Genomic DNA, 13,434 nt, shown 5'->3' on the forward strand with positions numbered 1-13,434 from the left:
CCCTGAAGGAGCGATTGCATGAAGGCTTTGACAGCCAACCGACTGATCGATGGCGAAGTGGTGTGGCTCGGCCGCTCCGGCACCTGGGTCGAGACCCTGGCCGGCGCCCGGCTGCTGGAAACGCCGGAGGCGGTGGCCGAGGCGGAAGCCGCCGGTGCCGAGGCCGAGGCCGCCCGGCTGGTCGTCGAGCCCTATCTGATCGACCTCATCCGCGAGGAGGGCGAGATCGTGCCCGTCCGCTTCCGCGAGAAGATCCGCGCCAAGGGGCCGACCGTGCGCCGGGATCTCGGCAAGCAGGCTAGGCGCGAGGTGTCGGCGGCCTGAGCGCCGCCGCGATGAACCGAAGACCCAGAACCCGGAGACGCGCGCGGCGCGGGGTCCGTCGTTCCAGGAGTTGTCAGCATGTACCGCTATGACGAGTTCGATGCCCATTTCGTCTCCGCCCGCGTGGACCAGTTCCGCGACCAGGTGCGGCGGCGTCTGGCCGGAGACCTGACGGAAGACCAGTTCAAGCCGCTGAGGCTGATGAACGGCGTCTATCTGCAGCTCCATGCCTACATGCTGCGCGTCGCCATTCCCTATGGCACGCTGAATGCCCGGCAGATGCGGCGCCTCGCCCATATCGCGCGGACCTATGACCGCGGCTACGGCCATTTCACCACGCGGCAGAACATCCAGTTCAACTGGCCGCGGCTGAAGGACGTTCCCGACATCCTGGCGCAGCTCGCCGAGGTCGAGATGCACGCCATCCAGACCTCGGGCAACTGCATCCGCAATGTCACCGCCGACCATTTCTCGGGTGCGGCCGCCGACGAGATCCTCGATCCCCGGCCCTATGCCGAGATCTTGCGCCAGTGGTCCTCGCTGCATCCGGAGTTCTCGTATCTGCCGCGCAAGTTCAAGATCGCGGTCACCGGCGCCCCGCATGACCGGGCGGCGGTGCAGGTGCATGACATCGGCCTGCAGGCGGTGCGCGACGCCGAAGGCAATGTCGGCTTCCGCGTCTTTGTCGGCGGCGGTCTCGGCCGCACGCCGATGGTCGGCCGGCTGGTGCGCGAGTTCCTGCCCGAGGCGGACCTGCTCGCCTATAGCGAGGCGATCCTGCGCGTCTACAACCGCTATGGCCGGCGCGACAACAAGTACAAGGCCCGCATCAAGATCCTCGTCCACGAGACCGGGCTGGAGGAGCTGAAGGCCGATATCGAGGCCGAGTTCGCCGAGATCCGCGACGGCGTCCTGAGGCTGCCGTCCTCGGAGATCGACCGCATCGCCGCCTATTTCGCCCCGCCCGCCTTCGCGGCGGCCGACGGCGACGAGGCGGTGCTGGAGGCGGCGATTGCCGCCGATCCGGCGCTTGCCGCCTTCGCCGCGCGCAATGTCCATCCGCACCGCGCCCCCGGCTATGCCAGCCTCACCATCTCGCTGAAGCCGATCGGCAAGGCGCCGGGCGATGCCACGGCCGAGCAGATGGAGGTGGTCGCCGACCTTGCCGAGCGCTACGGCCATGACGAGATCCGCGTCAGCCACGAGCAGAACCTGGTGCTGCCGCATGTGCGCCGCCGCGACATTCCGGCGATCCATGCCGCGCTCGCCGAGGCGGAGCTTGCCGAGGCCAATGCCGGGCTGGTGACGGATATCATCGCCTGCCCGGGGCTCGACTATTGCGCCCTCGCCACCGCCCGCTCGATCCCGGTTGCGCAGCGCATTTCCGAGCGCTTCGCCGCGCCCGAGCGCCAGCGCGAGATCGGCGATCTGAAGATCAAGATCTCGGGCTGCATCAATGCCTGCGGTCACCACCATGTCGGCCATATCGGCATTCTCGGCGTCGAGAAGAAGGGCGAGGAATACTACCAGATCACCCTTGGCGGCTCGGCCGACGAGAACACCTCGATCGGCGAGATCATCGGTCGCGGCTTCTCCTATGACGAGGTCGTCGATGCGATCGAAAAGGTCGTCGACACCTATGTCGGTCTGCGCGAAACCCCGCAGGAGGACTTCCTCGCTGCCTATCGCCGGGTCGGCGACCAGCCGTTCAAGGAGGCCCTCTATGGCACTGCGTGAGGCCTATGCGGTCCGCGACGACCTGCCGCCTCCGGCCCTTGATGCGGCCTGGCTCGCGGAGCGGTTCGTCTCGGCCTCGGCGGAAGCGGTGATCGCGGCCGCGCGCGGGCGCTTCGGCGACCGGCTGGCGATGGTCTCGTCCTTCGGCGCGGAAGCCGCGGTGCTGCTGCACCTCGTCTCGCGGGTCGATCGGACGATCCCGGTCCTGTTCATCGACACCGGCAAGCTGTTCCCGGACACGCTGCGCTATCGCGACCTCCTGGTCGAGCGGTTCGGCCTGACCGACGTGCGCACCCTTGCCCCCGATCCGGCGGACCTTGAGGCGAACGATCCGGCCGGCATGCTGTGGATGAGCGACACCGACGCCTGCTGCGCCATCCGCAAGGTGCGCCCGCTGGCCCGCGCGCTGAAGGGCTTCGATGCCTGGATTTCCGGGCGCAAGCGCTTCCAGGCGAGCAGCCGCTCGAACATTCCGGTGTTCGAGGTCGACGGCGAGCGCATCAAGGTCAACCCGCTGGCCGACTGGGACCCGTCGGACCTGCGCGCGTATGCTGAGGCGCAGGACCTGCCGGACCACCCGCTGGTGGCCAGGGGCTATCCCTCCATCGGCTGCATGCCCTGCACCAGCCCGGTGGCCGAGGGCGAGGACCCGCGTGCCGGCCGCTGGCGCGGACGCGACAAGACCGAATGCGGCATTCATCTGGCCCTGCCGATGGAGAACGAACAGGGAGCCGGGATCTGACCATGGCGGCAAGACTTTACCGTGCCGGCGGCTTCGTCGCCGACGAGTGGACCCATCTGGACGACGAGGCGGCGCTGCCCGCGGAAGGAGCGGTGATCGTGTCGCTCGCCCGCTTCCTCGCGGCCGCGTCGGATGTGCCGCAGGGCGTCAGGCTTGCGCCTTTGGTCAAGGCAGGCGATGATCCGGCGCAACTCGCCGGCCATCTTTCCGCTCTGGATCTGGTGGTGGTGGACTTCGCCAAGTTCTCCGACGGGCGGGGCTATTCGACCGCGCGCCTGTTGCGCCAGCGCTACGGCTTTGCCGGCGAGATCCGGGCGAGCGGCGATGTGCTGCTCGACCAGATCCCGTTGATGCGGCGGGTCGGGTTCGATGCCTTCGCGATTCTCAACGAGCCGACGCTGCGGGCGCTGGAGGCGGGGCACGATGTCGACGTGCCGCTCTACCTGCAGCCGGCCGAGCGCGCGGGCGAGGTGCCGGCGGGCGCAAGGTCCTGGGCCCGGCGTCCGGCGGATGCGCAGCTTTCCTGATGCCGGCGGCGCGCCGCTTGGCTATGCTCGCGGCGGATCCTTCAGCTATACGCGGTGGTCAGGCACACGCATTGTTCAAGACGGATTGGGGATAGACGGATGAATGTGGTCAATCTTGCCGGCGATCTCGCCGATGCGATACCGGCCGGCGCCACCGCCGAGACGGTGACCGAGGTTCAGCACTACACGGACGATCTGTTCCGCTTCCGGATGACCCGGCCGGCGAGCTTCCGCTTCCGCTCCGGCGAATTCGTCATGATCGGCCTGATGGTCGGCGAGAAGCCGGTGTTCCGCGCCTATTCCATCGCCTCGCCGTCCTGGGACGAGGAGCTGGAATTCTTCTCGATCAAGGTTCCCGACGGCCCGCTGACCCAGCATCTGCAGAAGATCCAGGTCGGCGACAAGGTGTTGATGAAGAAGAAGCCGACCGGCACGCTCGTCAACGACGCGCTGATCCCCGGCAAGCGGCTCTACATGTTCTCCACCGGCACCGGCTTTGCGCCCTTTGCCAGCCTGATCCGCGATCCGGAGACCTACGAGAAGTTCGAGGAGGTGATCGTCACCCACTCGTGCCGCTTCGTCGCCGAGCTCGCCTATTCGCAGCAGACGGTCGCCGCCACCCGCGAGGACCCGCTGATCGGCGAGCTCGCCGCCGGCCAGTTGCGCCTGTTCACCTCGACGACGCGCGAGCCGCACGAGCATGTCGGCCGCATCACCACCCTGATCGAGACCGGCGATCTGTTCCGCGCGCTCGGCGTGCCGCCGCTCGACCCGGCGACCGACCGGGCGATGATCTGCGGCTCGATGGCGATGCTGAAGGACACCAAGGCGCTGCTGGAGGCTGCCGGCCTCACCGAGGGCGCCAACAACCGTCCGGCCGAGTTCGTCATCGAGCGGGCCTTCGTCGGCTGACGACTTTCGCCCCTCTTGCGCCCATCGCTCGCGGCTGACATGAGTGTGGTGCCGTGTTGGGGCATCGGGGGTGTTGATGGATCGGCGGAAATTGCAGGACCCGGCGGGCCGGGGAGAGGAAGAGGCTGTGCGCGTCGTCTCCGAGCGCAGCCTCTATGAAGGCTTCGGCAGCTATCGCGAGATGGTTGTCGACCAGCCGCTGGCGTCCGGCGGCACGGTCGAGATTTCAAGAGAATTCCAGGCCCGGCGCGATGTCGTCGCCGTCCTTCCGTATGATCCGGTGCGCCGGGTCGCGCTGCTCGCCCGCCAGCTTCGCGTGCCGCTGTTCGCCCGCGGCGATCACGACGGCTATCTGGAGGAAGTGCCGGCCGGCTATATCGACGAGGGCGAGATCGCCGTCGAGGCCGCCCGCCGCGAGGCGGCGGAAGAGGTCGGCGTCAAGGTCGGCGAACTGGTGCATGTCGCCGACGTCTTTCCCTCGCCCGGTTCCCTCACCGAGCGCCTCAGCCTCTATCTCGCCCGCTACGGCGCCGGCGATGTCGTCTCCGGCGGCGGCGGCCTTGCCGAGGAGGGCGAGGAGATCGAGGTGCTGGAATGGCCGCTGGCCCGGCTCGGCGAAGCGGTGCAGGAGGGCGGCCTCGCCGACGCCAAGACCCTGATTCTCGTCCAGGCCCTGATGCTGCGCGCCCCCGATCTCTTCTCCTGACGCGCGCTTGTCCCCCGCCAGCCCTCCGCCATTGTGCTGACACGATGTCGCGGCCTGATGGACCGTGATGGCGGATTGGCGGGAGCAGCGCATGCGGCAGGCTGGGGCTGGGCGGTTTTGCATGAGGGAACGGTTTTTTGCGGGGCTTGCGGCCGCGCTGGCGCTGGTCGCCGTTGGCACGGCGCCGGCCGCCGCCTCGCTGGAGGCCTGCCTGCCGCAACTGCGCGCGGCGGCGCTGAAGGCCGGCGTCAGCCAGCGCACCGTCGATGCCGCGCTCGCCAATGTCGCCTATGACGAGAAGGCGGTGCGCTTTTCCACCAGCCAGCCGGAATACCAGACGCCGATCTGGGACTATCTCGCCTTCCTCGTCGACAAGGAGCGCATCGCCGACGGGCGCAAGATGCTCGAGCGCCACGCCCGCGTGCTGGAGCGGGTGGAGAAGACCTATGGCATCGACCGGCATATCGTCGTCGCGGTCTGGGGCGTCGAAAGCGACTACGGCCAGTTCCGCGGCGATTTCCATGTGCCGCATGCGCTCGCCAATGTCGCCTGCACCGGCCGGCGGGCCAACTACTTCCGCTCCGAGCTGATCGAGATCCTGAAGATCGTCGATCGCGGCGACGTCCGTCTTGCCGACCTGCACGGCTCCTGGGCCGGCGCCTTCGGCCAGACCCAGTTCATGCCCTCGACCTATCGCCGCCTTGCCGTCGACTTCGACGGCGACGGCCGCAAGGACCTGGTCAACTCGGTGCCGGACGCGCTCGCCTCCACCGCCAATTACCTGAAGAATGCCGGCTGGGTCACCGGCATGCCCTGGGGTTATGAGGTCAAGCTGCCGGCCGGCTATCGCGGCCCCTCCGGCCGCAAGGCCAAGGTCGCGGTCAGCGAATGGGGCAAGCGCGGCATCCGCCATCTCGACGGCGGCGAGCTTGCCGGCACGGCGCAGGCGGGCCTGCTGCTGCCCGCCGGAGCGGAAGGTCCGGCCTTCCTGGTCTTCAGCAATTTCGATGCGATCTACACCTACAATGTCGCCGAGAGCTATGCGCTGGCGATCTCCCATCTCGCCGACCGGCTGATGGGGGGAGGGCCGTTCCATGTGGCCTGGCCGACCAGCGATCCCGGCCTGTCGCGCAAGGAGCGGCTGGAGCTGCAGAAGCTGCTGCTGCGCGCCGGCTACGACATCGGCGAGGCGGACGGGCGGGTGGGCGCGGCGACCCGCGCCGGCATCAGCCAGGCCGAGGCGCGGCTCGGCCTGCCGGTCACCGGGCGTCCGGGGCAGCGCATCTACCGGGCGCTTGGCGGGCGCTAGCTGTGGCGGCTGCTCTTCACCAGGCTGCTGCCTTTTATTGAGAGATCGTTAGTTGCAGCTTCGAGCCCAGCGGCAAGTTGTTCTGCCGGGCTCGTGGCAGACGCGCTCGGAGCGGGAACAATACCGCTGCAATGTAGCGTTCCATCCGCCGCAGGGGCCGGTACCATATTGGCAATAGGGTTCGTTGAGGACGAATTCCATGTAGTCCCGCACGCTTAATGTGGTCACTGATCCGTCTTGGGTGTCTGTCGAATTGTCGATGTCAGTCAGTGGAACAGAATAAAAAGTTGGTGCGGTTTCATCGGTTTGCTGAGCGGCTGCGCCGAAACTAAATGAGAGAGCTACGAGTGAGGCCAGAAGATAAACAGAAAATCTCATTTTATCCTCCCGAAACAGACATATATGATCAATGCATTGCAACTTATCATATAAGTAAAATTTGGTAAACAACCAAAATAAACAATCTTGAGTTGCGGTGGATGTGCCGTCTCTGTCTGTGTGTTGCCGCCGCGGTGAGACCCTTGCTAGCATAGCCCCTGGCGCCCCCTCCCGCCCGGTGCGGGGCGGCATCGCGACGCAAGCCGGACGATTGTCGGCTCGCGTGTCATCCGCTAGGGTCAGGACCCATTGATATGACAAATCAAAGGGGCACGGCATGGACCTGCGTCACTTCGAGGCGGTGATCGACGGCAGGCTGACGGCGGCGGTCGCCGGCGGGCGCATCGAGATGCTCTGTCCCAGCGACGGCAAGGCCTTCGCGACGATCCCGCGCTGCGATGCCGCCGATGTCGGGCGCGCGGTGGTCGCCCCCCGCCGTGCCTTCGCGGAAGGCGGCTGGGCGGTGCGTCCGGCGGTGGAGCGCGGCCGCATCCTGTCGCGCATCGCCGAGCTGATCCGCGCGCATGAGGACGAACTGGCCGCGCTGGAATCGCGCGACACCGGCAAGCCGCTGCGCCAGGGGCGCGCCGACATCGTCGCGGCCGCCCGCTATTTCGAATTCTATGGCGGGGCCGCCGACAAGATCACCGGCGAGACCCTGCCGGTGCAGACCGGCTTTGCCGCCATGACCTTCCGCGAGCCGCACGGGGTCGTCGGCTCGATCGTGCCGTGGAACTACCCGGCGCAGATCATGGCGCGGGTGGCCGGCGCGGCGCTCGCCATGGGCAACACGGTGGTGATGAAACCGGCGGAGGATGCCTGCCTGTCGGTGCTCAGGATCGCCGAACTGGCGCTGGAGGCCGGCCTGCCGGCCGGTGCCTGGAATGTCGTCACCGGCCATGGCGAGGAGGCGGGCGCGGCGCTGGCCAACCATCCCGGCCTCGATTTCCTGACCTTCACCGGCTCTCCCGAGGTCGGCACGCTGATCCAGATGGCGGCGGCGCGCAACCATATCGGCTGTACGCTGGAGCTTGGCGGCAAGTCGCCGCAGATCCTGTTCGCCGACGCGGATCTCGACGCGGCGCTGCCGGTCATCGTCAACGCGATCATCCAGAATTGCGGCCAGACCTGCTCCGCCGGCAGCCGGCTGCTCGTCGAGGCGAGCCATCTCGACAAGGTCACCGAGCGGCTGAGGCACGGGTTCCGGGCGCTGGTCAGCGGCCCGCACGATCAGGACCTCGACCTCGGCCCGCTGATCAATGCCGGCCAGGCCCGTCGCGTCGCCGGCTTTGCCGAGGAGGCGGAGCGGGCCGGCGTGCCGCTGATCGCGCAAGGCACCATCGCCCCGGCCAGCGCCCCCGGCGGATATTACGTTCCCGCCCGGGTGTTCGGGCCGGTGCCGCTGGAGGCGCGCCTTGCCCGCGAGGAGGTGTTCGGGCCGGTGCTGGCGGTGATCCCGTTCCGGGACGAAGCCGAGGCGGTGAGGATCGCCAATGCCACCGACTACGGGCTGGTCGCCGGCGTGTGGACGCGCGACGGCGCGCGGGCGATGCGGGTGGCGCGGGCGGTGCGCTCGGGTCAGGTCTTCGTCAATGGCTACGGGGCCGGTGGCGGTGTCGAACTGCCGTTCGGCGGGTTCAAGAAATCGGGCCACGGACGGGAAAAGGGCTTCGAGGCCTTACGGGAATTCTCGGCACTGAAAACGATTGTCATCAACCACGGCTGAGCGCGGGTGATCCGGTCAGGAAGCGACCGTGCGGTTGCGGCCGCCATGCTTGGCTTCGTAGAGGCGCATATCGGCCAGCCGCAGGGCCGCGCGCAGGTTGGCTTCCGTTCCGCCCGACAGGCCGACGCTGATCGTCACGGGGCCGAGGGACTGCAACGGGCCGGCTTCTCCGGTCAGCTCCGCCAGCTCTTCGCGGACCTTGTCGATGAAGTCGAGGCAGGCGGGCGCCGCAAGCCCTGGCAGCAGCACGCAGAACTCGTCGCCGCCGAGCCGCGCCGGGAAGGCGCGGGGCGGGCGGTGTTCCTCCACGATCTGGCCGAACAGGCGGATCAGCTCGTCGCCCTGTTCGTGGCCGAAGCGGTCGTTGACGGATTTGAACGTGTCGATGTCGATGGCCGCCACCGCCACTTCCTCGCCGCTGCGGCGGGCGCGATCGAACAGCGCAGTGCCTTCGGAGAACAGATGATGGCGGTTGGACAGGCCGCTCAGCGCATCGCGATGCGCCATGCTCGACAGGGTCTGGATCCGGTCGAGCATGTCGAGATTCTGCGAGATGCGCAGCATGAACTCTTCCGGCGTGCAGGACTTCGACAGGAAGTCGTTGGCGCCCGACTTCAGGAACCGGGCGATCACTTCCGGGCCGGCCTTGCCGGACAGGCCGATCACCGCCAGCTCGTTCATGCTGAAGCGGCCGCGCACCGCGCGCAGCACCTCGAACCCGTCGACCCGCGGCATCACATAGTCGAGCACCACCAGCCGCAGGTTCTCGAACGTGCCGAGCATCTCGATGGCGGCCTCGTGACTTGAGGCGGTGTGGACGCGCAATTGATAGAGCGACAGGCGGCGGGAGATCACTTCGGTGTCGACCCGGCTGTCGTCGACGACCAGCGCGTCGATCTCGCGGTTGGCGCAGACCCGCTGCACCAGCGCCGTCAGATAGGTCAGGCTCGCCGGACTGTCCTTCAGGATGTAGTCGACCACGCCCTTGTTGAGCAGCGTATGGCGCAGGGCCTCGTCGAAGCGGCCGGAAAAGACGATGGTGGGCAGCTTGGCGTTCAGCGTCACGTCGACGATTTCGCCGTCCGGCGCGTCCGGCAGGGTCAGGTCGACCAGCGCCACCAGCGGTCTGAAACCGGGTTGGGCCAGCAGCGCCTCGGCCTCGGCGCGGTTGGTCGCGGAGACGACCTTCAGCCCGTGGATGGAGCTCAGTTGACGACGAATGACGCGTTCGAAGAACGAGGCGTCCTCTACAAGCAGAACTTGTCCCATATCGACTGATCCAAATCACTTCCAGGTGGCGGATCATTGATTGGCGGGGGTAAACGAAGCGTTTACCGAATCGATGTTTGGGCGCGCCTGCCCATGGTGCGTCCAAATGTCAGGTGTCGCGACGCGCGTCGAGGCGGCAGGACCGGAAAACCGGACTTGCTGCGACGAACGCAAATTTTCGCCGATTTGGAGCGATTTTTTGCAAAATTCCGCGCAATTTTCGAGAGCGGCGCGCGATCTTCCGCAGCGTCGATATCCCCGCGCGCCGGCCTGGGTGCCGGAGGGGAAAGGCGAACGGGTCGCCCCGTTCGCCGTCAGGTTGTATGTTTAGCCGGGCCGTCAGGCCGGAACGGTCAGCTTGGCCGTCGTGCTCGCCTTGACCTCGTCCACGGTCACGTCCTTGGCCAGCTCAACCAGAACGAGCCCATCCCCGGTCACGTCGAAGACGCCGAGATTGGTGATGATCCGGTGCACGCAGTGGACGCCGGTCAGCGGCAGGGTGCATTCGGGCAGCAGCTTCGGTTCGCCGGCCTTGGACGTGTGGTCCATGATCACCACGACGCGCTTGACGCCGGCGACCAGGTCCATGGCGCCGCCCATGCCCTTGACCATCTTGCCCGGGATCATCCAGTTGGCGAGGTCGCCCTTCTCGGAAACCTCCATCGCGCCAAGGATCGACAGGTCGATATGGCCGCCGCGGATCATGCCGAAACTGTCGGCGGACGAGAAATAGCTCGTCTGCGGCAGTTCGGTGATGGTCTGCTTGCCGGCGTTGATCAGGTCGGGATCGACCTCGTTCTCGGTCGGGAACGGGCCCATGCCGAGCATGCCGTTTTCCGACTGCAGCGTCACGTGGACGCCCTCGGGGATGTAGTTGGAGACCAGCGTCGGGATGCCGATCCCGAGATTGACGTAGAAACCATCCTCCAGTTCCTGCGCCGCCCGCTGGGCCATTTCGTCGCGAGTCCAGGCCATCTTGTTCTCCCTTGTCCTCAGGCGGCGCGGGTGGTGCGCTTCTCGATCCGCTTCTCGTGCTGGCCGAGAATGATGCGGTCGACGAAGATGCCCGGCGTGTGGATAGCGTCCGGATCGAGATCGCCGATCTCGACGATTTCCTCCACCTCGACCAGGGTGACCTTGCCGGCGGTCGCCATCATCGGATTGAAGTTCCGCGCGGTCTTCCGGTAGATCAGGTTGCCTTCCTTATCCGCCTTCCAGGCCTTCACCAGCGACACGTCGGCGACCAGTCCGGTCTCCAGGATATACGTCTCGCCGTTGAACTCCTTGTGCTCCTTGCCCTCCGCGATCAGCGTGCCGACGCCGGTCTTGGTGTAGAAGCCGGGAATGCCGGCGCCGCCGGCGCGGATGCGCTCGGCGAGAGTCCCTTGCGGGTTGAATTCCAGCGCAAGTTCGCCGTTCAGGTACTGGCGTTCGAACGTGGCGTTCTCGCCCACATAGGAGGAGATCATCTTGCTGATCTGGCGGGTCTGCAGCAGCAGGCCGAGCCCGAAATCGTCGACGCCGGCATTGTTGGAGATCGCCGTGATGTTCTTCGCGCCGCTGTCGCGCAGCGCGGTGATCAGGTTCTCGGGGATGCCGCAGAGGCCGAACCCGCCGGCCATCACGGTCATGCCGTCAAACGTCAGTCCCGCAAGCGCGGCGTCCGCGCTGGGGTATACCTTATTCATGGGCGTCTCCTCGCATCCGCGTCTCCTCGCAACAGGCCATGCGGGACGGCCCGGTAACCGTGGGCCGGCAGCCAACATGAACCGTTCGTCAGGCGACCTGTGATACCGTCCTTGCCCTGTTATCTCAAGCATCATCCATCTTGTCCGGGATTTGTGCCGGTTTCGTCTTGAACCGCTCGCGCCGACCCCCTATCCCGGTTGTCGGGGCGGCGCGATGCAGCGCCGCAGGAAGGCAACGCGGCGCGATGCAGCGCCGCGACAAGGCAACACGGCGCAGTCGGGGCGCCGGTCGGATCTGGTCATGAAGCGCCTGCTGGCGATCCTCACTGCGGCATTTGTCCTCGTCTCGGCGGCCGGCTTGTCCGCCTATCTGCTGATCGCCCGCGAGGTGTCGCGCGAGCGCGTCGAGGCGATGTTGTCCTCGCATTTCGGCGGAACGGTCCATCTGGCCGCCGCGCCGAGGATTTCCCTGCTCCAGGGCCCCTCTCTGGTGATCGAGGACCTGCGCCTGGAAGGCCGGGACGGCCGGTGGACCGTGGAGGCGGATCGGCTGGTGTCAAACATCGAGCCGGCACGCCTGTTCTTCGGCGAAGTCCTTCTGTCGTCTCATCTTTTGGAAGGGGCGCGGCTTCATTTCGATGGCTTCGACCTTGCGCCGGCAAGCCTTTCCGGGCTTGGCGAGGACCTGACGCGGCTGATCGAGGCGCAGGTCGCGATCGCCGGGGGAGAGGTCAGTTGGGGCGACACGCGGCAGCCCCGGCTGGTCGACCTCTCCCTGCGCCTTAATCCCACTGTCGACGGCGGCTCTATCCGCGGGTCGCTGATGGCCGGCGACCAGAAGGTCGAGTTCAGCGCCAGCCTTGGAAACCGCGGGACCCTGACCGGCCGCGCCAGCGGGCCGGTGGCGGTGTCGATCGCCTCGCCCCTTGCCGCGTTCCGGATGAACGGCGCCCTGCGCAATCCGGACGCGGCGCGCCTGGAGGGGACCTTCGAATTCAGCACCAGCGATTTCAGGGGGTTGTCGATCCGTTTCGGCCGGGCACTGGTCGGCGAGGCGAGTTTCGGCGCGTTGCGGATCGGCGGCCAGGGGGCGGTCGATCTGTCGCGCCTCGTGCTCGATACGGCGAGGCTCGAACTCGACGGCAATGTCGGCGAAGGGCGCCTCGGCTTCGAACTCGGCGAGAAGCGGCCGCGCCTTGAGGGAACTCTTGCCTTCGAGAGCTTCGATTTATCCGCCTATCTCGGCGAGCTGCAGGGCATTGCCGGTCTCGCCGTCGCGTCCGGGGACAAGGGGGCCAACAGCCTGCGGCAGCGGCCGCTCGCCGGGTTTCTGCGCGCCGGCGATATCGATCTTCGACTGTCGACGGCGAAATTCGTCACGGCGGGCCTGTCCGGCGGGCCGAGCGCGATCTCGCTGTTGCTGCGCGACGGGGATTTGACGGTCGACCTCAGCGAAACCATGGTTGCCGGCGGTGTGCTCGACGGCGCGGCCCGGCTGAAACCGGTCGGCGGCGGCGGCGAGGATTTCGACTTCTCGGCAAATGTCGTCGTGGAGGCGGTCGATACCCGCCAACTGACTGGCTTTGCAAGGGTTTCCCTGCCTGATACGGGCCGGTTGAGCCTGCGTATCGATCGCTCGGGTCGGGGAGAAACCCTGGCCGCGATCCTCGCCTCCGCCGGGGGCGAGGTCGAGCTGGCACTGGAGAAGGCGAGCTTCCCCGCCGGGGGAGAGGTGCTGGGCCGGCTGCTTTCGGACGGTCAGGCGGCGAGCGGCTCCAGCTCCGGGTCGGGCCCTGGTTCCGGCGCCACGCCGCTGGTGGTCGAGCGGCTGTCGGCGAAGGCCAGGGTCGAGGAGGGAGACCTGCGGCTGGCGGAGGTCGAGGTGCTGACCGGGCAGCAGGTGCTCCAGGCCGGCGGCCGCATGTCCTTGACGGATCTGGCACTTTCGCTGCGCGGCAGGCTGGCGCCGCGCCTGGCCGGCACGCAGCCGGATGCGGCGGCGATTGCCGAGGCTGGCATGCCCGTGCTGGTGCGCGGCACGCTGGCGCAGCCGAGCCTGCTGCCCGATCTCACCGGCGTCGGCACGCCGTCGCAGCGCTGAAGTCGTTGCGCTACT

12 protein-coding genes are annotated in these 13,434 nt (G+C 67.3%); 9 read left to right on the plus strand and 3 right to left on the minus strand.

All coding sequences use genetic code 11. From position 1 onward, the window contains the following. The first annotated feature begins 18 nt into the window (after positions 1 to 18). The 8 genes from P2PM1_RS22820 (at position 19) to P2PM1_RS22855 (ending at position 8,361) form a co-directional block, all read left to right on the plus strand. Positions 19 to 324 carry a DUF2849 domain-containing protein gene (locus P2PM1_RS22820; protein WP_186400680.1) on the plus strand — a complete coding sequence of 102 codons (306 nt, stop codon included), beginning with the start codon at positions 19 to 21 and terminating at the stop codon, positions 322 to 324. 78 nt (positions 325 to 402) lie between these two features. Beyond that, positions 403 to 2,061 carry a nitrite/sulfite reductase gene (locus P2PM1_RS22825; protein WP_186400681.1) on the plus strand — a complete coding sequence of 553 codons (1,659 nt, stop codon included), beginning with the start codon at positions 403 to 405 and terminating at the stop codon, positions 2,059 to 2,061. Next, positions 2,048 to 2,803 carry a phosphoadenylyl-sulfate reductase gene (locus P2PM1_RS22830; RefSeq protein WP_186387080.1) on the plus strand — a complete coding sequence of 252 codons (756 nt, stop codon included), beginning with the start codon at positions 2,048 to 2,050 and terminating at the stop codon, positions 2,801 to 2,803. The genes P2PM1_RS22825 and P2PM1_RS22830 overlap by 14 nt, the downstream gene beginning before the upstream one ends. A 2-nt stretch (positions 2,804 to 2,805) precedes the next feature. Continuing rightward, positions 2,806 to 3,330, plus strand: coding sequence for a DUF934 domain-containing protein (locus tag P2PM1_RS22835; RefSeq protein ID WP_186400682.1), 525 nt, complete (start codon positions 2,806 to 2,808; stop codon positions 3,328 to 3,330). A gap of 99 nt (positions 3,331 to 3,429) precedes the next feature. After that, complete coding sequence (locus P2PM1_RS22840) at positions 3,430 to 4,242, plus strand: ferredoxin--NADP reductase (protein ID WP_186400683.1); 813 nt, start codon at positions 3,430 to 3,432, stop codon at positions 4,240 to 4,242. 76 nt (positions 4,243 to 4,318) lie between these two features. Beyond that, complete coding sequence (locus tag P2PM1_RS22845) at positions 4,319 to 4,948, plus strand: NUDIX domain-containing protein (protein WP_186400684.1); 630 nt, start codon at positions 4,319 to 4,321, stop codon at positions 4,946 to 4,948. 121 nt (positions 4,949 to 5,069) lie between these two features. Then, on the plus strand, positions 5,070 to 6,257 hold the full coding sequence (locus P2PM1_RS22850; protein ID WP_186400685.1) for a lytic murein transglycosylase: 1,188 nt from the start codon (positions 5,070 to 5,072) through the stop codon (positions 6,255 to 6,257). Between the two features lie 655 nt (positions 6,258 to 6,912). Next, entirely contained in the window at positions 6,913 to 8,361 is a 1,449-nt protein-coding gene (locus P2PM1_RS22855) for an aldehyde dehydrogenase family protein (protein WP_186400686.1), read from the plus strand. 15 nt (positions 8,362 to 8,376) lie between these two features. Here the strand turns inward: P2PM1_RS22855 and P2PM1_RS22860 are convergent, their stop codons facing one another. From P2PM1_RS22860 to P2PM1_RS22870, 3 genes are all read right to left on the minus strand, one after another. Beyond that, positions 8,377 to 9,630 carry a diguanylate cyclase gene (locus tag P2PM1_RS22860; protein WP_186387074.1) on the minus strand — a complete coding sequence of 418 codons (1,254 nt, stop codon included), beginning with the start codon at positions 9,628 to 9,630 and terminating at the stop codon, positions 8,377 to 8,379. Between the two features lie 339 nt (positions 9,631 to 9,969). Further along, entirely contained in the window at positions 9,970 to 10,605 is a 636-nt protein-coding gene (locus P2PM1_RS22865; protein ID WP_186387073.1) for a CoA transferase subunit B, read from the minus strand. A gap of 17 nt (positions 10,606 to 10,622) precedes the next feature. Then, positions 10,623 to 11,318 (minus strand): CoA transferase subunit A, encoded by a 696-nt coding sequence (locus tag P2PM1_RS22870; protein ID WP_186387072.1) that lies wholly within the window; start codon positions 11,316 to 11,318, stop codon positions 10,623 to 10,625. A 301-nt stretch (positions 11,319 to 11,619) separates the two neighbouring features. Between P2PM1_RS22870 and P2PM1_RS22875 the strand changes: the two genes are divergently transcribed. Then, positions 11,620 to 13,419, plus strand: a complete 1,800-nt coding sequence (locus P2PM1_RS22875) for an AsmA-like C-terminal region-containing protein (RefSeq protein ID WP_186400687.1) — start codon at positions 11,620 to 11,622, stop codon at positions 13,417 to 13,419. Positions 13,420 to 13,434 lie beyond the last annotated feature (15 nt).

The sequence above is a fragment of the Stappia sp. P2PMeth1 genome, assembly GCF_900185735.1.
GTDB lineage: Bacteria > Pseudomonadota > Alphaproteobacteria > Rhizobiales > Stappiaceae > Stappia.

Excerpts from the sequence above, each read along its gene's own strand:
- P2PM1_RS22820 (WP_186400680.1), top strand. The coding sequence starts at position 19 with ATGAAGGCTTTGACAGCCAACCGACTGATCGATGGCGAAGTGGTGTGG.
- P2PM1_RS22825 (WP_186400681.1), top strand. The coding sequence starts at position 403 with ATGTACCGCTATGACGAGTTCGATGCCCATTTCGTCTCCGCCCGCGTG.
- P2PM1_RS22830 (WP_186387080.1), top strand. The coding sequence starts at position 2,048 with ATGGCACTGCGTGAGGCCTATGCGGTCCGCGACGACCTGCCGCCTCCG.
- P2PM1_RS22835 (WP_186400682.1), top strand. The coding sequence starts at position 2,806 with ATGGCGGCAAGACTTTACCGTGCCGGCGGCTTCGTCGCCGACGAGTGG.
- P2PM1_RS22840 (WP_186400683.1), top strand. The coding sequence starts at position 3,430 with ATGAATGTGGTCAATCTTGCCGGCGATCTCGCCGATGCGATACCGGCC.
- P2PM1_RS22845 (WP_186400684.1), top strand. The coding sequence starts at position 4,319 with ATGGATCGGCGGAAATTGCAGGACCCGGCGGGCCGGGGAGAGGAAGAG.
- P2PM1_RS22850 (WP_186400685.1), top strand. The coding sequence starts at position 5,070 with ATGAGGGAACGGTTTTTTGCGGGGCTTGCGGCCGCGCTGGCGCTGGTC.
- P2PM1_RS22855 (WP_186400686.1), top strand. The coding sequence starts at position 6,913 with ATGGACCTGCGTCACTTCGAGGCGGTGATCGACGGCAGGCTGACGGCG.
- P2PM1_RS22860 (WP_186387074.1), bottom strand. The coding sequence starts at position 9,630 with ATGGGACAAGTTCTGCTTGTAGAGGACGCCTCGTTCTTCGAACGCGTC.
- P2PM1_RS22865 (WP_186387073.1), bottom strand. The coding sequence starts at position 10,605 with ATGGCCTGGACTCGCGACGAAATGGCCCAGCGGGCGGCGCAGGAACTG.
- P2PM1_RS22870 (WP_186387072.1), bottom strand. The coding sequence starts at position 11,318 with ATGAATAAGGTATACCCCAGCGCGGACGCCGCGCTTGCGGGACTGACG.
- P2PM1_RS22875 (WP_186400687.1), top strand. The coding sequence starts at position 11,620 with ATGAAGCGCCTGCTGGCGATCCTCACTGCGGCATTTGTCCTCGTCTCG.